At 71.9% G+C, this 19,205-nt stretch carries 14 protein-coding genes; 6 read left to right on the top strand and 8 right to left on the bottom strand.

From position 1 onward, the window contains the following. The first annotated feature begins 8 nt into the window (after window positions 1-8). From AC07A4_RS23305 to AC07A4_RS23295, 3 genes are read left to right on the top strand one after another with little or no spacing between them, the layout of a single operon-like run. Window positions 9-416, top strand: a complete 408-nt coding sequence (locus tag AC07A4_RS23305) for a DUF742 domain-containing protein (protein ID WP_478601744.1) — start codon at window positions 9-11, stop codon at window positions 414-416. 25 nt (window positions 417-441) lie between these two features. Then, window positions 442-4,185: a hydantoinase B/oxoprolinase family protein gene (locus tag AC07A4_RS23300; protein WP_478601742.1), complete on the top strand. Its 3,744-nt coding sequence runs from the start codon at window positions 442-444 to the stop codon at window positions 4,183-4,185. Between the two features lie 17 nt (window positions 4,186-4,202). Next, on the top strand, window positions 4,203-4,808 hold the full coding sequence (locus AC07A4_RS23295; RefSeq protein ID WP_478601740.1) for a GTP-binding protein: 606 nt from the start codon (window positions 4,203-4,205) through the stop codon (window positions 4,806-4,808). A gap of 140 nt (window positions 4,809-4,948) precedes the next feature. Here the strand turns inward: AC07A4_RS23295 and glpK are convergent, their stop codons facing one another. The 5 genes from glpK to AC07A4_RS23270 form a co-directional block, all read right to left on the bottom strand. Continuing rightward, the gene (gene glpK / locus AC07A4_RS23290; protein WP_478601738.1) at window positions 4,949-6,484 is read right to left on the bottom strand and encodes a glycerol kinase GlpK; all 1,536 of its coding nucleotides are present in this window, start codon (window positions 6,482-6,484) and stop codon (window positions 4,949-4,951) included. Between the two features lie 77 nt (window positions 6,485-6,561). Continuing rightward, window positions 6,562-7,317: an MIP/aquaporin family protein gene (locus tag AC07A4_RS23285; RefSeq protein WP_478601736.1), complete on the bottom strand. Its 756-nt coding sequence runs from the start codon at window positions 7,315-7,317 to the stop codon at window positions 6,562-6,564. A 386-nt stretch (window positions 7,318-7,703) separates the two neighbouring features. Beyond that, window positions 7,704-8,894 (bottom strand): lipid-transfer protein, encoded by a 1,191-nt coding sequence (locus tag AC07A4_RS23280; RefSeq protein WP_478601734.1) that lies wholly within the window; start codon window positions 8,892-8,894, stop codon window positions 7,704-7,706. Beyond that, window positions 8,891-9,316 carry a Zn-ribbon domain-containing OB-fold protein gene (locus AC07A4_RS23275; protein WP_478602432.1) on the bottom strand — a complete coding sequence of 142 codons (426 nt, stop codon included), beginning with the start codon at window positions 9,314-9,316 and terminating at the stop codon, window positions 8,891-8,893. The genes AC07A4_RS23280 and AC07A4_RS23275 overlap by 4 nt, the downstream gene beginning before the upstream one ends. 107 nt (window positions 9,317-9,423) lie before the next feature. Continuing rightward, window positions 9,424-10,227 carry a M15 family metallopeptidase gene (locus AC07A4_RS23270; protein ID WP_478601732.1) on the bottom strand — a complete coding sequence of 268 codons (804 nt, stop codon included), beginning with the start codon at window positions 10,225-10,227 and terminating at the stop codon, window positions 9,424-9,426. Between the two features lie 71 nt (window positions 10,228-10,298). Between AC07A4_RS23270 and AC07A4_RS23265 the strand changes: the two genes are divergently transcribed. Continuing rightward, on the top strand, window positions 10,299-10,832 hold the full coding sequence (locus AC07A4_RS23265) for an NUDIX domain-containing protein (protein WP_478601730.1): 534 nt from the start codon (window positions 10,299-10,301) through the stop codon (window positions 10,830-10,832). A gap of 73 nt (window positions 10,833-10,905) precedes the next feature. Here AC07A4_RS23265 and AC07A4_RS23260 read toward each other — a convergent pair whose 3' ends face one another. Beyond that, window positions 10,906-13,269: a glycoside hydrolase family 31 protein gene (locus tag AC07A4_RS23260; protein ID WP_478601728.1), complete on the bottom strand. Its 2,364-nt coding sequence runs from the start codon at window positions 13,267-13,269 to the stop codon at window positions 10,906-10,908. Window positions 13,270-13,481: 212 nt separating this feature from the next. Here AC07A4_RS23260 and AC07A4_RS23255 point away from each other — a divergent pair, with 212 nt between their 5' ends. After that, on the top strand, window positions 13,482-15,464 hold the full coding sequence (locus AC07A4_RS23255) for an acetoacetate--CoA ligase (RefSeq protein WP_478601726.1): 1,983 nt from the start codon (window positions 13,482-13,484) through the stop codon (window positions 15,462-15,464). A gap of 75 nt (window positions 15,465-15,539) precedes the next feature. Then, window positions 15,540-16,430 (top strand): hypothetical protein, encoded by an 891-nt coding sequence (locus AC07A4_RS23250; protein WP_478601724.1) that lies wholly within the window; start codon window positions 15,540-15,542, stop codon window positions 16,428-16,430. Between the two features lie 85 nt (window positions 16,431-16,515). Here AC07A4_RS23250 and ptsP read toward each other — a convergent pair whose 3' ends face one another. Continuing rightward, entirely contained in the window at window positions 16,516-18,186 is a 1,671-nt protein-coding gene (ptsP, locus tag AC07A4_RS23245; protein ID WP_478601722.1) for a phosphoenolpyruvate--protein phosphotransferase, read from the bottom strand. An 80-nt stretch (window positions 18,187-18,266) separates the two neighbouring features. Further along, window positions 18,267-18,716: a PTS sugar transporter subunit IIA gene (locus AC07A4_RS23240; protein WP_478601720.1), complete on the bottom strand. Its 450-nt coding sequence runs from the start codon at window positions 18,714-18,716 to the stop codon at window positions 18,267-18,269. Between the last annotated feature and the right edge of the window lie 489 nt (window positions 18,717-19,205).

Genomic DNA, 19,205 nt, shown 5'->3' with positions numbered 1-19,205 from the left:
GGGAGGGCATGAGCGACGACGACGGTCAGGCCCCGCCGCCCATGGCGCGCTGGTTCGACGACGACGCGGGCCCGGTGGTGCGTCCGTACGCCATGACGCGCGGCCGCACCACCAGCGCGGGCCAGCACCGCCTCGACTTGATCGCGGTCGTGATCGCGGAGTCCCGCGCCGAAGAGACGGAGGCCGACCAGACGCTGTCGCCGGAGCACGTGGACATCGTCGACCTCTGCCGTGACACCCCGCAGTCCGTCGCGGAACTCGCCGCGGAACTCGACCTTCCGATCGGGGTGGTCCGCGTCCTGATCGGCGATCTCGTGGACGACCAACTGGTGCACGTGACCCGCCCCGTACCCCCCGCCGAGCTGCCGGACGAGAGTATCCTGCGCGACGTGATCAATGGCCTCCGGGCGCTCTGAACAGCGCGGAAGCGGGGATTGAGACGTGACAGGCTGGCAGTTCTGGGTCGACAGGGGCGGCACGTTCACGGACGTCGTCGCGCGCCGCCCGGACGGCCGCCTCCTCACCCACAAGCTCCTGTCCGACAACCCCGCGCGCTACGCGGACGCGGCCGTCGCGGGCATCGCCCACCTCCTCACCGAGGCGGGCGCCTCGACCGCGGAGCCCGGGGAAGCCGCGGCCGCCACCGACCCGAGCGCGGTCCTCCGGGCGGCCCGCGACCACAGTGCCGTGCCCATCGACACCGTGTCTATCGACGCCGTCCGCATGGGCACCACCGTCGCCACCAACGCCCTCCTGGAGCGCCGGGGCGAGCCCACCGCCCTCGTCATCACCCGCGGCTTCCGCGACGCCCTGCGGATCGCCTACCAGAACCGCCCCCAGATCTTCGCGCGCGAGATCGTGCTGCCCGAGGAGCTCGCCGCGCGCGTGCTCGAGGTCGACGAACGCGTGGCCGCCGACGGCGAGGTCCTGCGCGCACCCGACCTGGACCAGCTCGCCGGACCCCTGCGACAGGCCTACGAAGACGGCATCCGCGCCGTCGCCGTCGTGTGCCTGCACAGCCATCTGTACCCCGCCCACGAACAGGCCGTCGGAGACCTCGCCCGCTCCATCGGCTTCCCGCAGATCTCGCTGTCCAGCGAGGTCAGCCCCCTGATGAAGCTCGTCCCGCGCGGGGACACCACCGTCGTCGACGCCTATCTCTCGCCCGTCCTGCGCCGGTACGTCCAGCGGGTGGCCGAGGAACTGCGCGGCGTGCGCCTGATGTTCATGCAGTCCAACGGCGGCCTCGCCGCGGCGGGACAGTTCCGCGGCAAGGACGCCGTCCTTTCCGGACCCGCGGGCGGCATCGTGGGCATGGCCCGGATGTCCGCGCTCGCCGGGTTCGACCGCGTCATCGGCTTCGACATGGGCGGCACGTCGACGGACGTGTCGCACTACGCGGGGGAGTACGAGCGCGTCCTCACCACGCGGATCGCGGGCGTGCGGCTGCGCGCGCCCATGCTCGACATCCACACCGTGGCCGCGGGCGGCGGCTCCGTGCTGCACTTCGACGGCAGCCGCTACCGCGTGGGGCCGGACTCGGCGGGCGCCGACCCCGGCCCGGCCTGCTACCGGGGCGGCGGCCCCCTGACCGTCACCGACGCCAACGTCGCCCTCGGCCGCGTCCAGGCGGCCCACTTCCCCGCGGTATTCGGCGCCGACGGCGACCAGCGGCTCGACGAGGCACTCGTCCGCGAGCGGTTCGCCGCCCTCGCGCGCGAGATCACCGAAAGCACGGGCGACGACCGCACCCCGGAGCAGGTCGCGGAGGGCTACCTCCGGATCGCCGTCGCCAACATCGCCGCCGCCGTCAAGCGGATCTCCGTCCAGAAGGGCCACGACGTCACGCGCTACACCCTGACGACGTTCGGCGGCGCGGGCGGCCAGCACGCGTGCATGGTCGCCGACTCGCTCGGCATCCGCACCGTGCTCGTACCCCCCATGGCGGGCGTCCTGTCCGCCCTCGGCATCGGCCTCGCCGACACCACGGCGATGCGCGAACAGTCCGTGGAGGCGCCCCTGGAGGCCTCCGCGATGCCCCACGTCCACAAGACCGCCGACGACCTCGAGGCGGCGGCCCGCGCCGAACTGCGCGCGGAGGACGTGCCCGACGACCGCGTCCGCGTCACGCGCCGCGCCCACCTGCGCTATGACGGCACCGATACGACGCTCACCGTCGCACTCACGGAGCCGGACTCCATGACCCGCGCCTTCGAGGAACGCCACCGCGCCACCTACTCCTTCACCCTGGACCGCCCCGTCGTCGTCGAAGCCCTCTCCGTGGAGGCCACCGGCCTCACCGAACCCCCTGACCTCTCCGGGCTCGGCGGCGCCACGCGCCCGGGCGCCGCGAACTCCGGCACGCCCCGCACCGCGCGCCTGCACACCGGTGGCTCCTGGCGCGAGGTCCCCCTGCACCGCCGCGAGGAGCTGCCGCCCGGCCGGACCGTCACCGGACCGGCGATCATCACCGAGGACAGCGCCACCACCGTCGTCGACGACGGCTGGCGCGCCGCGACGACCGACGACGGACACCTGATCATGGAACGGGCCGCGCGGCTCGCGAGTTCCCGCGCCGGCACCGAGGCCGACCCGGTCCTCCTCGAAGTCTTCAACAACCTCTTCATGTCCATCGCCGAACAGATGGGCGCCCGCCTGGAGTCCACCTCCCAGTCGGTCAACATCAAGGAGAGGCTCGACTTCTCCTGCGCCCTGTTCGACCCGGACGGCAGCCTCGTCGCCAACGCCCCCCACATCCCCGTCCACCTGGGGTCCATGGGGACCAGCGTCAAGGAGGTCATCCGCCGCCGGGGCACCACCATGCGGCCCGGCGACACCTACGCGGTCAACGACCCGTACCACGGCGGCACCCACCTCCCCGACGTCACCGTCATCACCCCCGTCTTCGACACCCCGGGGGAGCGGATCCTGTTCTACGTGGCCTCACGCGGCCACCACGCCGAGATCGGCGGCATCGCCCCCGGCTCCATGCCCGCGCACAGCAGGACCATCGACGAAGAGGGCATCCTCTTCGACAACTGGCTCCTGGTCGAGGACGGCCGCCTCCGCGAGGCCGAGACGCTGCGCCTGCTCACCGAAGCCCGCCACCCCTCGCGCAACCCCGCCACCAACCTCGCCGACCTGCGCGCCCAGATCGCCGCCAACCAGAAGGGCGTCGACGAGGTCACCCGCATGATCGACACGTTCGGGCTCGACGTCGTCCAGGCCTACATGCGCCACGTCCAGGACAATGCCGAAGACGCGGTACGACGCGTTATCGACGCCCTAGAAGAGGGCGAGTTCACTTACCCAACCGACTCCGGCGCCGTCATCCGCGTCCGCGTCCTGGTCGACCGCGAGCAGCGTTCGGCCACCCTCGACTTCACCGGCACCTCGCCCCAGCTGACCACCAACTTCAACGCGCCGTTCGCCGTGGTCAACGCCGCCGTCCTGTACGTCTTCCGCACCCTGGTCGCCGACGACATCCCCCTCAACGACGGGTGCCTGCGCCCCTTGCGCATCATCGTGCCGCCCGGAACGTTCCTGTCGCCCGAGCCACCCGCGGCCGTCGTCGCGGGCAACGTGGAGACCTCGCAGGCCATCACGGGGGCGCTGTACGCGGCCCTCGGCGTCCAGGCCGAGGGCTCCGGCACCATGAACAACGTCACCTTCGGCAACGACCGCCACCAGTACTACGAGACCGTGGCCTCCGGCTCCGGAGCGGGCGACGGCTTCCCGGGCGCGTCCGTCGTGCAGACCCACATGACCAACTCGCGCCTGACCGACCCCGAAGTCCTGGAGTGGCGACTGCCCGTCCGGCTCGAAGAGTTCGCGATCCGGTCCGGCAGCGGCGGCGAGGGCCGCTGGCGCGGCGGAGACGGAGCCGTGCGCCGCATCCGCTTCCAGGAGCCCATGACGGTCTCCACGCTGTCCCAGCACCGCAGGGTGGCGCCCTACGGCATGGCGGGCGGCGGGCCGGGCGCGCTCGGCTCGGGCCGCCTGGAGCGCGCCGACGGCTCCGTCGTACGACTCGAAGGCAGCGACACCGTGGACGCGGGCCCCGGCGACGTCCTCGTGATCGAGACCCCCGGAGGCGGCGGTTACGGCCCGCCGCCCGCGTCGGCGCTCCCGGCGCACTCCGCCCCACCCGACCCGACTGACGCACGCGACACCGTCGATGACTGATGCAGGAGAAGAGAACAATGATCTTCAAGCGTTCTGAGCGCGGCACGGCCCCCGTCGAGCCGGTCACGCTGAAGATCCTGGTGGCGGGCGGCTTCGGCGTGGGCAAAACGACCCTCGTCGGCGCGGTCAGCGAGATCAAACCGCTGCGCACGGAGGAGACGCTCAGCGAGGCGGGCCGCCCCGTCGACGACGTCAACGGCGTCCCCGGCAAGCACACCACCACCGTCGCCATGGACTTCGGCCGGATCACCCTCCGCGAGGACCTGGTCCTGTATCTGTTCGGCACCCCCGGACAGGACCGCTTCTGGTTCCTGTGGGACGAGCTCGCCACCGGCGCGCTCGGCGCCGTCGTGCTCGCCGACACGCGCCGCCTGGAGGACTGCTTCGCCGCCGTCGACTACTTCGAGCGCCGCTCCATACCCTTCGTCGTCGGTGTCAACTGCTTCGAGGGCGCGAACCGTTACCCGGCCGACGAGGTGCGCCAGGCGCTCGACCTCGACCCGGGCACGCCCGTGGTCCTGTGCGACGCGCGCGAGAAGGAGTCCGTCAAGGAGGTCCTGATCGACGTCGTGGAGCACGCCATGGCGATCGGCGCCACCGCCCGCGAACCGGTCGCCACCTAAGCCCCGCCCGCGCGCGTGGGCCCACGGACCGGGGTGCGCGGGTGCGGCCCGTACCCCCGCCGACCGGGGTACGAGCCGCTGCCACGCGCGCGCGTGCGGCTCGACGGCCCGCCACGCGCGCGTGCCCTTCGTGCGGCGGCTCAGCCCTCGCCGTCCGCACCGGCGCCGTCGTCGTGCCAGCCGAAGCTGCGCTCCACCGCCTTGCGCCAGTTCTGGTACTCCCGCTCGCGCTCCGGGGCCTCCATCCGCGGTGTCCACTCCACGTCGCGCTGCCAGTGCGCCTTCAGCTCGTCCAGGTCGTGCCACACGCCCGTGGCGAGCCCGGCGGCGTACGCGGCGCCCAGGCACGTCGTCTCGGCGATCCGCGGGCGGATCACGGGCACGCCGAGCACGTCCGCCTGGTGCTGCATCAGGAGGTTGTTCTTCGTCATGCCGCCGTCGACCTTCAGGGTGCTGATCCGTACGCCGGAGTCCTGGTACATGGCGTCGACGACCTCACGGGTCTGCCAGCTCGTCGCCTCCAGGACCGCGCGCGCCAGGTGCGCCTTGGTGACGTACCGCGTGAGGCCCGTGACGACCCCGCGCGCGTCGGAACGCCAGTAGGGCGCGAACAGGCCGGAGAACGCGGGCACGATGTACGCGCCGCCGTTGTCGTCCACGCTCGCCGCGAGCGTCTCGATCTCGTCGGCCGAGCGGATGATGCCGAGCTGGTCGCGGAACCACTGCACGAGCGCACCGGTGATCGCGATGGACCCCTCCAGGCAGTAGACGGGCGCCTCACCGCCGATCTTGTAGCCCATCGTCGTCAGGAGCCCGCTCTTCGAGGGCACGGGCCTGTTGCCGGTGTTGAGCAGCAGGAAGCTGCCCGTCCCGTACGTGTTCTTGGCCGTCCCGGTGTCGTAGCAGGCCTGCCCGAAGACGGCGGCCTGCTGGTCACCCAGGGCGGCGGCGACGGGCACGCCGGAGAGCTGCCCGACGGCCGTTCCGTACACCTCGGCCGACGACCTGATCTCCGGCAGGACCGCCTCGGGCACGTTCATGGCCGACAGGATCGAGGAGTCCCACTGGAGGGTCTCCAGGTTCATCAGCATGGTGCGTCCGGCGTTGGTGACGTCCGTGACGTGGATGCCGCCGTCGGTGCCGCCGGTGAGGTTCCAGATGAGCCAGGAGTCGATGGTGCCGAAGGCGATGTCGCCGCGCTCGGCCCGCGCCCTCAGACCGGGGACGTTGTCGAGCAGCCAGGCCGCCTTCGGCCCGGAGAAGTAGCTCGCCAGGGGCAGTCCCGTCTGCTCGCGGAAGCGGTCCTGGCCGTCCGTCCCGCCCAGTTCGTTGCACAGGGCCGAGGTGCGCGTGTCCTGCCAGACGACGGCGTTGTGCACCGGCTTGCCGGTCGAGCGGTCCCACAGGACGGTCGTCTCGCGCTGGTTGGTGATGCCGAGCGCGCTGAGCTGGTCCGCACGCAGGCCGGCCTTGGCGAGCGCGCCCGCCACCACGGCCTGCACCTTCGACCAGATCTCGGTGGCGTCGTGCTCCACCCAGCCTGGCTTGGGAAAGATCTGGCGGTGCTCGCGCTGGTCCACGGCGACGATGGCACCGCCGTGGTCGAAGATGATGCAGCGGCTCGAGGTGGTGCCCTGGTCGATCGCGGCGACGAATTTCTCGGAGCTTTCCGTCATGGCTCCTCCTTGTCGGAAGGCTGCTCGGGGGGCGTCGGAGGCGGCCCGGAGCGCCGGTGTGTCCCCCGGGCCGCCGCTCAGAAGGCTGCGTTGTAGATGAGGCCCGCGAGGGCGCCGCCGATCAGCGGTCCGGCCACCGGAATCCAGGCGTAGCTCCAGTCGGACGTGCCCTTGTTGGGGATCGGCAGGAAGTGGTGCACGATGCGCGGACCGAGGTCGCGGGCCGGGTTGATGGCGTAGCCGGTGGGGCCGCCGAGCGAGAGCCCGATGCCGACGACTAGGAAGGCGACGATCAGGGTCTGGGTGCCGGACTCGCCGAGCCCCTTGGTGAGCCCGAAGGCGAGGATGGGCAGGACCAGGCCGATGGTGCCGATGACCTCGGTGATGAGGTTGGCGACCGGGTTCCGGATCTCCGGGATGGTGGAGAAGATGCCGAGGGTCGGCGTGGGGCCCTCCGCCCCCGCCGTGGCACCCTTGCCGCCCTGCGGCACATTGGCGTTGAACTGCGCCAGATACGCGAGGTAGGCGAGGGCGGCGCCGAGCATCGCGCCGACCATCTGTCCCGCCAGGTAGATCCAGACCTTGTCCCACTCGTCGGTGTCGATGGCGATGCCGAGGGTGACGGCGGGGTTGAGGTGCCCGCCGGACAGCGGCGCCGCGGTGTAGGCCCCCGCGAGCACACCGAAGCCCCAGCCGAAGGCGATGACGATCCATCCGGAGGCCTTGGCCTTCGAGTGGTTGAGGGTGACGGCGGCACACACGCCGGCCCCGAAGAGAATCAGAATGGCGGTGCCGATGATCTCACCGACGAAGATGTCCCCATTTGAGTGCATGGCGGCTCCTAGGCCCTCGCCCGGGGCTACGGGCCCCGGAACTCCGTGCAGGGTGTGTTTCCCACGACTGCTGCCCGGTCACGGACGGCCGCGTCCATCGCGGGCAGGGGGCTCCCGCGCCCCGTTTCGGCCCGGTGGCGAGCGTGCCGTCACAGTCGCATCGCCCCTGGGGGGATGACCCGCTGGCCAGGCCCTTTGGGAAGGAGCCTGGGAATGCGCGGGCCCTGAACGGCAAGGAGCCGGAGAACGGCGATGCCGACTGACACCGGGAAGTGTTCACCGGAGGTGATGGAGCGTCAAGGTCGCCGACGTCACTGGTTAACCGGCGCGTCGCCTTCCGAGGCGGCCCGCCCCCGGACGGCCCGGCGGAGCGCCGTGTGCCGCCGTCAGCGCACGGCGATCACCGAGGAGCCGTGGCCGAAAAGCCCCTGGTTCGCGGTGATGCCCACCCGGGCCCCCTCGACCTGCCGCCCGCCCGCCGTGCCCCGCAACTGCCAGGTGAGCTCACAGACTTGGGCAAGGGCCTGGGCCGGTACGGCCTCTCCGAAGGAGGCGAGCCCGCCACTGGTGTTCACCGGTATGCGCCCGCCGACGGCCGTCGCTCCCTCCTGGAGCAGCTTGGCGCCTTCGCCCTCGGCGCAGAGTCCCAGGTCCTCGTACCACTGGAGCTCCAGGGCCGTCGACAGGTCGTACACCTCGGCCAGGGAGAGGTCTTCCGGGCCGATGCCCGCCTCCTCGTAGGCCGTGTGCGCGATGGACGCCCGGAAGGTGCGCTCGGGGGGTGGTGCGGCGGTGGCGGAGTCGGTGGCGATGTCCGGGAGGTCCAGGACCGTGTTCGGATACGTCGGCGTGACCGTGGACACGGCGCGGATGCGCACCGGGTCCCGGGCGCCGTGGCGGCGGGCGAACTCCAGGGTGGACAGGACGAGCGCGGCCGCGCCGTCCGAGGTCGCGCAGATGTCGAGCAGCCGCAGCGGGTCGGCGACGACGGCGGACGCGGCGACCTCCTCGCCGGTGACGGCCTTGCGGTAGCGCGCGTAGGGATTCAGCGCCCCCTGGGCGGCGTTCTTCACCTTGACCCGGGCGAAATCCTCCAGGGTGTCGCCGTGCACGGCCATCCGGCGCCGGGCGTACAGCCCGAAGTACGCCGGGTTCGTCGCGCCGAGGACGCGGAAGCGCAGCCAGTCCGGGTCGTCCGGGCGGTCGCCGCCCGCAGGCCGGAAGAACCCCTTGGGGGCCGCGTCGGCCCCGACGACGAGCACGACGTCCGCGAGGCCCGCCAAGAGCTGCGCGCGGGCCGCGCCGATGGCCTGGGCGCCGGACGCGCACGCCGCGTACACGCTCGTGGCCCGCGCTCCCTGCCAGCCGAGCGCCTTCGCGAACGTCGCGCCCGCGACATACCCCGGATAGCCGCCGCGCACGGTGTCCGCGCCGACGATCGATCCGACGTCCCGCCACTCGACCCCGGCGTCCGCGAGCGCCGCGCGCGCCGCCGCCGTGCCGTACGTGCGAAAGGAGCGACCCCACTTGCCCCAGGGGTGCATGCCCGCGCCGAGCACCGCCACCTCGTCCGTCACGCCCTCACCTCCACGGGACGCCAGTGCCACGTCGTCCACGTCGTCTCGGCGTCCTCATGGAGCACGCCGGGGACGACCTCGACCTCCATGCCGACCTCCAGGTCGGCGACGGTCACGCCGGGAGCCGCCTGCCCGAGCACCACCATGCGCTCGGCGGCGAGCTCCACAGCGATCAACGTGTAGGGCCGCCAGGGAAGTTCCGGGTCGGACACGTACGGCTCGGGCGGGCGGTAGCGGCCGTCGGTGTACGACCACACCCGCCCGCGCCGGGACAGCGCCACCTCGACCAGTTCGTCGCCCGCGCACCCGGGGTTGCGGCAGAAGTCGTCCTCGCGGGGGAAGTACACGGCGGCGCACCGCGCGCACCGCGTCCCCAGGAGCCGGAAGGCGTTCCCCTCGCCGTCGAACCACTGCGCCACCACTGGTGCACGCTTTCGCGACACGACCCCTCCAGGACAACGAATCTGACGATACGTCAGAAGTGTGTCACGGGGATGGCCGCCGCGTCAGTACGGAGGTGGCCGGCGCGTCAGTGGGGCAGCGAACGCCGCGACACGGGGAAGTCGAAGTAGGTGTCCGGGAACAGCTCCGGCTTGTACGTGAAGTGCCACCATTCCTCGGGCAGGTTCACGAAACCGGCCTTGGCCAGCGTGCCGCGCAACAGGTCCCGGTGAGCGCGCTGGGTGCCCGTGACGCGCGGGTCGTCCGTGTGCGACAGCGTGTCGAAGCAGTCGAACCCCGTGCCCATGTCCACGGAGTTGTCCGGGAAACGCTCCGCCTGGGGCCCGTAGCACGGCTTCAAGGGCTCACCGGGGATGTACGGCCGAGTGGGCCGCGCGGGCAGCCGCACGATCGTCACATCGAGCGTCGAGCCGCGGCTGTGACCGGACTTCTTCGCGATGTAGCCGTCTTCGAAGAGCCTCGACTTGTCGACTCGGGGATAGAACTCCGCCTTCATCCGCTCGTCCTTGAGATCCTCCGCCCAGCGCACGAAGTGATCGACCGCCCGCTGCGGCCGATAACAGTCGTACACCTTCAGGGAGTAGCCCTTCCGGAGCAGTGCGCGCTGCGCCTTGCGGAGGGCTTTGGCCGCCGGATCGGTGAGGATGCACAAGGGCTGCCGATAGCCGTCCACGCGCGTGCCCACGAAGTTGTGCGGCGTGATGTACCGCATCTCCTGGATGATCGTCGGGTCGACGTCTCTGAGTGCCACGAACCCTTCCGGAGCCTGAGGTTCGGACCGTGCCGCGGCGGGCGCGGGCGCGGCGGCCAGAGTGAGCAAAGCGGCGGCGGTGACGGCGAGTTTCCGCAGAGCGGGGGCGAAAGCAGTCATGCCCGAGCGTCTATCAGCATCTCGGCCCTCCAGGGAAGACCGGCACCCGGAGATCGGATACAGTCCGCCGCGTGTCCCCATCCCAGCACCCCACCGACTCCGCGCCGGACTCCCACTGCTCACACTGCGGCGCGCGCTACGGAGACCACGTCACAGGCTGGCCCCGCACCTGTTCCGCGTGCGAGGCCGTGGTCTACCGCAACCCCCTCCCCGTGGCCATCGCCCTCCAGCCGGTGTACGACACGACAGGCACCGCCCTGGTCGTCGTGACCCGCTCCATCGCCCCCGCGCGCGGAGGCACCGCCCTGCCCGGCGGCTACGTGGACCACAGGGAGGACTGGCGTCACGCCGTCGCCCGGGAGCTCAAGGAAGAGACCGGCATCAGCGTGGCGAGCCGGGACGTACGCATGGTCGAGGCCCTCAGCTCTCCTGACGGCCACCTGCTCCTGTTCGGCCTGCTGCCCGAACGGCCCGCGGCCGACCTCCCGCAGTCCACGCCCACGGACGAGACCGAAGGCTGGGAGCTGCTCTACCGGCCCGCCGAACTCGCCTTCCCGCTGCACACGGCAGTGGTGCGGGCGTGGTTCGAAGGCCGCTACATCTAAGGCCGCTGCATCTAAGGCCACCGGACCGGCACGAAGCACCCGATGCCGCGGCGGGCCGCCCCAGGGCCACGCGTCACTCCGTGAGCCCCCGCACCCGCACCGGAAGCCGCGCCCCGGCGCCCGCCCTCTCACCCTCCCGCTCCACCAGCAGCTCGGTCCCGCTCCAGCGCACCCCGTAGCGCTGGAGCTCCGGCTCGTCCCACCCGTCATCGGCGTCCGCGACCACAAGACCCCCGCCGGCACGCCCCTTGGCGGGCGCCCACACCTCCAGCGCGAGCCGCCCGTCCTCGCCGCGCACGGGCAGCACCGCGCCCGCGCGGGCCAGCACCGGCACCCGGGACAGCGGCGCGTCCACGAGCACCTTCCCGGGCCCCTCGTACGCCTTCCCGGTCGCGGTGTCGTACCACCGTCCCGGAGGCAGCCGCACGGACCTCCGTGTCGCCCCCTCCCACAACACCGGCGCCACCAGCAGACAGTCGCCCAGGAGGAAGGCGTCCTCGCAGTCCCGCAACCCCCTGTCCTCGGGACAGCTCCACCACAGAGGGCGTGCGTAGGGCGCCCCCGTACGCCGCGCCAGCTGCGCCAGCGTCACGAAGTACGGCAGCAGCCGACGGCGCTCGGCGAGCGCCACGCGCGCGTGCCCCAACACCTCGGGGCCAAACTCCCAGGGCTCCCTGCGACCGGCGTCCCAGGCCGCGTGCGTACGGAACAGCGGCAGATACGCGCCGAGTTGGAACCACCGCAGATACAGCTCGGGGGAGGGGCTGCCGTCGAAGCCGCCGACATCGGGGCCCGAGTACGGCACCCCGCACAGGCCGAGCCCCAGGACCAGCGCCAGCGACGCCCGCAGCCCCGGCCAACCGGTGGCCACGTCGCCCGACCACGTCCCTCCGTAGCGCTGCATCCCCGCCCAGCCGGAGCGCGAGAACAAGAACGGCCGCTCCGAAGGCCGCAGCTCGCGCACCGCCTCGTACCCCGCGCGCGCCATCCCCAAGGCGTACACGTTGTGCGCCTCCTGATGGTCCCCGCCCCGGCCCTCCAGAGCGTGCCGGGCCGAACGCGGCAGCGTCGTCTCCCCGAAGGCGGCGAAGGACACTGGCTCGTTCATGTCATGCCAGAAGCCCGCGAAACCCCGCTCCAGGCGCTCGTCGTACAAGCCGCCCCACCACTTGCGCACCCGCCCCGCCGTGAAGTCCGGGAACACCGCGTCCCCGGGCCACACAAGCCCCCGCACCACCCGCCCCGCCGCGTCCCGCACGAACGCGTCAGCGGCAAGCCCGCTGTCGAACACGGCGTTGCCCGGCGCGGCCTTCACCGCCGGGTCCACGATCGACACCAGCCGCGTCCCCTCCCGCGACAGCTCCGCCGCCAGCCGCGGCAGCCCCGGAAAGCGCTCCTCGTCCACCGTGAACACCTGATGCGCGTCGAAGTGGTCGATGTCCAAGTGCACGGCGTCCAGCGGCAGCCCCCGCTCCCGATAGCCCTCGACGACCCGCCGCACCTCCCGCTCGCTCCCGAAGCCCCACCGCGCGTGGTGATACCCCAGCGCCCATGACGGCGGCACCGCGGGCGCACCCGTCAGCGACACCCAGGAGTGCAGCACGCGCGCGGGAGTGCCGACCATCACCCAGCACCGCAACGGGCCGCCGTCCATGCGCACCTCGCACAGCCCCGTCCGGTCATGACCCGAACCCGCGCCCTCCTGGCCCTCGCGCAGCGTGACCGTGCCGTCCCAGCTGTTGTCGTGGAACACCAGGTGCGTCCCCACGTCCGCGACCACCAGCTGCACCGGCATCGTGATGTACAGCGGATCGTCGCCAGGACCGAACGAACCCCCAGGATCGGTGTTCCACAAGCGGTACGTCCCGTTCCGCAGCCGCGGTCCCGCCGCCCGCCCCCCGAGCCCGAAGAACCGCGCGTCCGCCGCCACCTCCGACCGCTGCGCCCAGCGTGCCGTCCCGCCCCCGACCGGCTCCCACCAGCGCGGCGGCAGATCGCGGCGCAGCATCACCCCACCGGGCGTCCGCAGCTCCACCGCGCCGTGCCGCGAGACAACCACCGTCGCCCGCTCCGACACCACCCGCCAGCCGCCCTCCTTGTCGGGCTCGAGAACGGCCCTGGGATCCGCCTCGGGGCTGCCTCCCACCAGCGCGTACGACGGATCCGGCTCCGCCCCGTCCCAGCCCCAGAACACAGCCCCGCCCGCCGTCACCCGCACCCGCAGCTCCGACCGGGCGAACCGCACCACACCCCCGCCGGGACCGGGCTCCACCATCGTCACCGGACCGGGCGTCCGCGCCCGCTCGGCGCCCCGGGGCACCAGACCGGCCGCGTCGGCCCGCCGCCGACGCCACGCGGAGCGCACCCGGCGCACCCTCTGGGCCGTGTCGGACAAGCCGACCGCCTTCACCGAACGCACCAGGTCACGACCGTTCATGCCGCTCACCCTGCCACCGAAGCTCCAGCGGGTGCACCGCGTTCAACTGCCGTTCACCCAAGGGCACAACCCAAGGTCACCCACCGCCCTGTGACGGCACACCCTGGTGCACGAGTCGATCACGTGGGATCGTCCTGTCAGCCGTGTCACGCGCACACCGAGCCCGTGCGCACGACAGACGCCCACGACGCGTAGAGCCCAGGAGCAGCCGCATGTCCCCAGCGAACCCCTCGCCGCTCTGGCAGCCGGACCAGGAGCGGATCGCCGGCGCCCAGATCACGCGCTTCCAGGCATGGGCGGCCGCACACCACGGAGCTCCCGCCACGGGCGGCTACGCGGCACTGCACCGCTGGTCCGTGGACGAACTCGACACCTTCTGGAAGGCCGTCACCGAGTGGTTCGACGTGCGCTTCAGCACGCCCTACACACGCGTGCTCGGCGACCGCTCCATGCCCGGCGCCGCATGGTTCCCCGGCGCCACCCTGAACTACGCCGAGCACGCCCTGCGCGCCGGCGAGGACCCCGCGCGCGCGGACACCCCCGCCCTCCTCCACGTCGACGAGACCCACGAGCCCACCCCCGTCACCTGGGCCGAGCTGCGCCGCCAGGTCGGCTCCCTGGCCGCCGAACTGCGCGCCCTGGGAGTGCGCCCGGGGGACCGCGTCAGCGGCTACCTCCCGAACATCCCGCAGGCCGTCGTCGCCCTCCTGGCCACCGCCGCCGTCGGCGCCGTCTGGACGTCCTGCGCACCTGACTTCGGCGCCCGCAGCGTCCTCGACCGCTTCCAGCAGGTCGAGCCGGTGGTCCTCTTCACCGTCGACGGCTACCGCTACGGAGGCAAGGAGCACGACCGCCGCGACACCGTCGCCGAACTGCGCCGCGAACTGCCCACCCTGCGCGCCGTCGTCCACATCCCCCTGCTCGGCACCAAGGCCCCAGAAGGCACCCTGGAGTGGTCCGCCCTCACCGCCGCGGACACCACCCCCGTCTTCGAGCCCGTCGCCTTCGACCACCCCCTGTGGGTGCTCTACTCCTCGGGCACCACAGGGCTGCCCAAGGCCATCGTGCAGTCCCAGGGCGGCATCCTCGTAGAGCACCTGAAGCAGGTCGGCCTGCACTGCGACCTCGGACCCGACGACCGGTTCTTCTGGTACACCTCGACCGGCTGGATGATGTGGAACTTCCTCGTCTCCGGCCTGCTCACGGGGACGACGATCGTCCTCTACGACGGCAGCCCCGGCCACCCCGACACCGGCGCCCAGTGGCGCATCGCCGAGCGCACCGGAGCGACGCTCTTCGGCACCTCGGCCGCGTACGTCATGGCCTGCCGCAAGGCGGACGTGCACCCCGCGCGCGACTTCGACCTCTCGCGCGTCAAGTGCGTCGCCACCACAGGATCACCGCTGCCTCCTGACGGCTTCCGCTGGCTGCACGACGCCTTCGCCGAGGTCACAGGACCCGTGTGGATCGCGTCCGTCAGCGGCGGCACCGACGTCTGCTCCTGCTTCGCCGGCGCCGTACCCACCCTTCCCGTCCACATCGGCGAACTCCAGGCCCCCTGCCTCGGCACCGACCTCCAGGCCTGGGACCCCCAGGGCAAGCCCCTCGTCGACGAGGTCGGCGAACTCGTCGTCACCAACCCCATGCCGTCCATGCCGATCCACTTCTGGAACGACCCCGACGGCAGCCGCTACCACGACAGCTACTTCGACACCTACCCCGGCGTCTGGCGCCACGGCGACTGGATCACCCTCACCTCACGCGGCTCGGTCGTCATCCACGGCCGCTCCGACTCCACGCTCAACCGCCAGGGCGTCCGCATGGGCTCCGCCGACATCTACGAAGCGGTCGAGCGCCTCCCGGAGATCCGCGAATCCCTCGTCATCGGCGTCGAACTGCCCGACGGCGGCTACTGGATGCCGCTGTTCATCCACCTCGCCCCCGGCGCCACGCTCGACGACAGCCTGCGCACCCGCATCAAGACGACCATCCGCGCACAGCTCTCGCCCCGCCACGTCCCCGACGAGGTCATCGAGGTCCCCGGCATCCCGCACACCCTCACCGGCAAGCGCATCGAAGTCCCGGTCAAGCGACTCCTCCAGGGCACGCCACTCGACAAGGCCGTCAACCCCGGCTCCGTGGACAACATCGAGCTCCTCCACTTCTACGAGCAGCTCGCCCGCGACCGCGCCTGACCCCGCCCGGCGGCCGTTGTCAGTGCCTCCCGCTACGTTGGGTGAGCGTTGATCGACTGACCGCAGGGGGAAACCATGGGGAACACCCAGCACCACACCATGCGCCGCGCGCTGCGCCGCGAAGTCGCCGGAACCATCGGCCTGCTGGCCGACGCGGACGACTTCGCGGCGATGCGCCGCTATCGCACCTTCACCTTCGACGACCACCTCACCTACCTCCAGCAGGTGGAGGGGCTGCTCAAATCCCTGGCAGCCCAGGGCGGACACACCAGCCTCGCCCTCTTCGACCCGGAGGAGTACGCGGAGTTCTGCGCGGACGCGGGACTCGACCCCGACGCCCCCGCCAGCCGCACCCGCTTCACGGCGGAGCTGGCATCGGCGGGTCCCACGGTCGCGTACGACGGCCAGGCCCTGGCCGATCTCGTCCCCGACCTCGTCGACGAGACCGTCCGCCAGACCACCTGGGAGTACGCGACGATGCTCCTGGCCGGCATCGGCGCCTGCGCCGACTGCGGCGTGGACATCGGCAGGGCCGCCTTCGCCCGCGCCTCGGACCTGCTCATGCGCGTCCTGGCGACACCCGGCTCCGGCTCCCGCCACCTGGTGTGCAGCGTCCCGAGTGACGGCCAGACACTCCTCGCCGCGCTGCACGCCGACCGGAACGCGGACGGCAGCGCGCACCTGGACGAGACGGAAGCCCTGCAGTTCACCACGGTCCTCGCCGTGGGCATCGCCACCCGCGGCCCCGGCGGCCTCGTCATGCGCACGCGCGGCGACGCGGGCGACCGCGTCCAAGGCTGGCGCCTGTCAGGGGACCGCCTGAACCCCCTGACGGCCGCCGAGGTCTTCGACGCCTACTGCACGGACGCCCTCTCCGGCGACCTGATCTCCCCGGAGTCGGGCGTCGACTACAGCGCGGCACCCGACCTCGGCGACGACGGCCCGGAAGAACCCCACCGCCACTGAACGCCCGAGGGGCGCCCCACCCAGTGGTGGAGCGCCCCTCGGAAACAGCCGTCCTACGGACAGGACCGCGTCGGTACGAGTCCGGCTACTCGCCGGACAGCACCGCCTGCGCGGCCTTGCGCGCCTCTTCGGCGCTGTCAGCGGCCCGTGCCGCGGCCGCGGCACGCTCGCACTGGGCCAGCGTGTACTTGCCGAGCGTCGCCCGCACGTAGGGAATCGACGCGGCACCCATCGACAGGGAGGTGACCCCCAGACCGGTCAGCACACAGGCGAGCAGCGGATCGGACGCCGCCTCACCACAGACGCCACAGCTCTTGCCCTCGGCCTTCGCCGCCTCAGCGGACAGCGCGACCAGGTCGAGCAGCGCGGGCTGCCACGGGTCCTGCAGCCGGGACACGGCACCGACCTGCCGGTCGGCGGCGAAGGTGTACTGCGCCAGGTCATTGGTGCCGAGCGACAGGAACTCGACCTCCTGGAGGATCGAGCGCGCCCGCAGCGCGGCGGAGGGGATCTCCACCATCGCGCCGAACTTCGCCTGGAGCCCGGCCTCGCGGCAGGCGTCGGCGAACGCCTTGGCGTCGGCGCGGTCGGCGACCATCGGCGCCATGACCTCAAGGTAGACGGGCAGCCCCTCGACGGCCTTGGCCAGCGCGGTCAGCTGCGTACGGAGCACCTCGGGGTGGTCGAGCAGCGACCGCAGGCCCCGCACGCCGAGCGCCGGGTTCGGCTCGTCGGCCGGGGTGAGGAAGTCCAGCGGCTTGTCCGCGCCCGCGTCCAGGACACGCACGACGACGCGCCCCTCGGGGAAGGCCTCGAGCACCTTGCGGTACGCCTCGACCTGCTTCTCCTCGCTCGGCGCCTTGGCGCTGTCGTCGAGGAAGAGGAACTCGGTGCGGAACAGGCCGACGCCCTCGGCGCCTGCCTCGACCGCGGCGGGCACGTCGGCGGGACCGCCGACGTTCGCGAGCAGCGGCACCTTGTGCCCGTCGGACGTCGCGCCAGGACCGGTGGACGCGGCGAGCGCGGCCTTGCGCTCGGCGGCCGCGGCCTGGAGCGCGGCCCGCTTCTCCGCGCTCGGGTCCACGAAGATCTCACCGGTGCTGCCGTCCACGGCGATCACGGTGCCCTCGGCGAGCTCACCGGCGCCGGGCAGCGCCACGATGGCGGGCACGCCGAGCGCCCGCGCCAGGATCGCGCTGTGGCTGGTCGGCCCGCCCTCTTCGGTCACGAAGCCGAGCACGAGGGCCGGGTCGAGCAGAGCGGTGTCCGCGGGCGCCAGGTCACGGGCGATGAGGACGTACGGCTCGTCGCTGTCCGGCACACCCGGCATCGGAACGCCCAAGAGACGGGCGACGATACGATTCCGCACGTCGTCGAGGTCCGCGACGCGACCGGCCATGTACTCACCCGCGCCCGCGAGGAGCTCGCGGTAGTGGGAGAAGGCGTCGTAGACGGCGCGCTCCGCCGAGCTGCCGACGGCGATGCGCCGGTCCACGTCGGACATGAGCTCCGGGTCCTGAGCGATCAGCGCCTGGGCCTCGAGCACCGCCTGGGCCTCGCCACCGGCCAGGTTGCCGCGGGCCATCAGGTCGGCGGCGACAGCCTCGACGGCCTGGCGAGCGCGCCCCTGTTCGCGCTCCGCCTCGTCCGCCGGGATCTGCTTGGCCGGCGGTTCGAGCACCGCCGTTCCCATGTGCCGAACCTCGCCGATGGCCACCCCGTGGCTCACGCCGACGCCTCGCAGCGTTGTCTCCATCTCACCGTCTCCGATAGTGCGGCGGGCCGGGCCGCCGCGGTGGTTGTACTGCCTGCCGTCGCATCCCGACGGCGCCGACGTCACTTCCAGCTGAAGAGAGCGTCTCCGGACTTCACGTCGCCGTCCTCGACGACGTCGGCCAGGGACTCGGCCGTCGCCTCGAGCGCCACGACGGGGCACACCGGAGACTTGCCGGCGGCCTCGACCGCCGCCGGGTTCCAGCGCACGACGGCCTGGCCGCGCTGTACCGTGTCACCCTTATTGACAAGAAGTTCAAAACCCTCGCCGTTGAGCTGAACGGTGTCGATGCCCAGGTGGGTGAGGACGCCGTGACCCTGGTCGTCGACGACGACGAAGGCGTGGGGGTGGAGCGAGACGATGATGCCGTCCACGGGGGCGACGGCCTCGGAGGGCTCCCGTACGGGGTCGATCGCCGTGCCGGGGCCGACCATGGCGCCAGAGAAGACGGGGTCGGGTACGGCAGCGAGTCCGATCGCGCGCCCAGCGAGCGGGGACGTAACGCTAGTCATGGCAAGCCTCCCAGGGGGTGGAGATTCGTAACCGCCGCCACTACCTGTCCTGGACGACGCACTGTTCAGAAGGGTAAGTCATAGGAAGTCCCGGTTCCGCACGAAGGTCCTGGTTGGCGGACGTAGGAGCGCTGCACAAACGATTTGCGCAGCCCGGGACCCCCATGTAGAGTCGGGTTCCTGCCCAAGGCCAAGCGGCGCGATCAGCGCCTCGGCTCGGCAGCCTCTTTTAAGTCAGATCCTATCGCGGGGTCTGGTTCCGCATGCTTACGGAAGATCGTGGTCAGCGGAGCGAAAAAGACTTGATAGAGTCGGAACCGCCGGAAAGGGAAACGCGAAAGCGAGTCCCTGAAAGGCACCGAGGAAATCGGAACGGACCGGGAAGCCGGAAAGATCTGATAGAGTCGGAAACACGAAATACCGAAGGGAAGCGCCCGGAGGAAAGCCCGAGAGGGTGAGTACAAAGGAAGCGTCCGTTCCTTGAGAACT

It is taken from the genome of Streptomyces sp. NPDC043996 (genome assembly GCF_056435225.1).
This window is presented reverse-complemented; position numbering and strand designations above follow the sequence as displayed.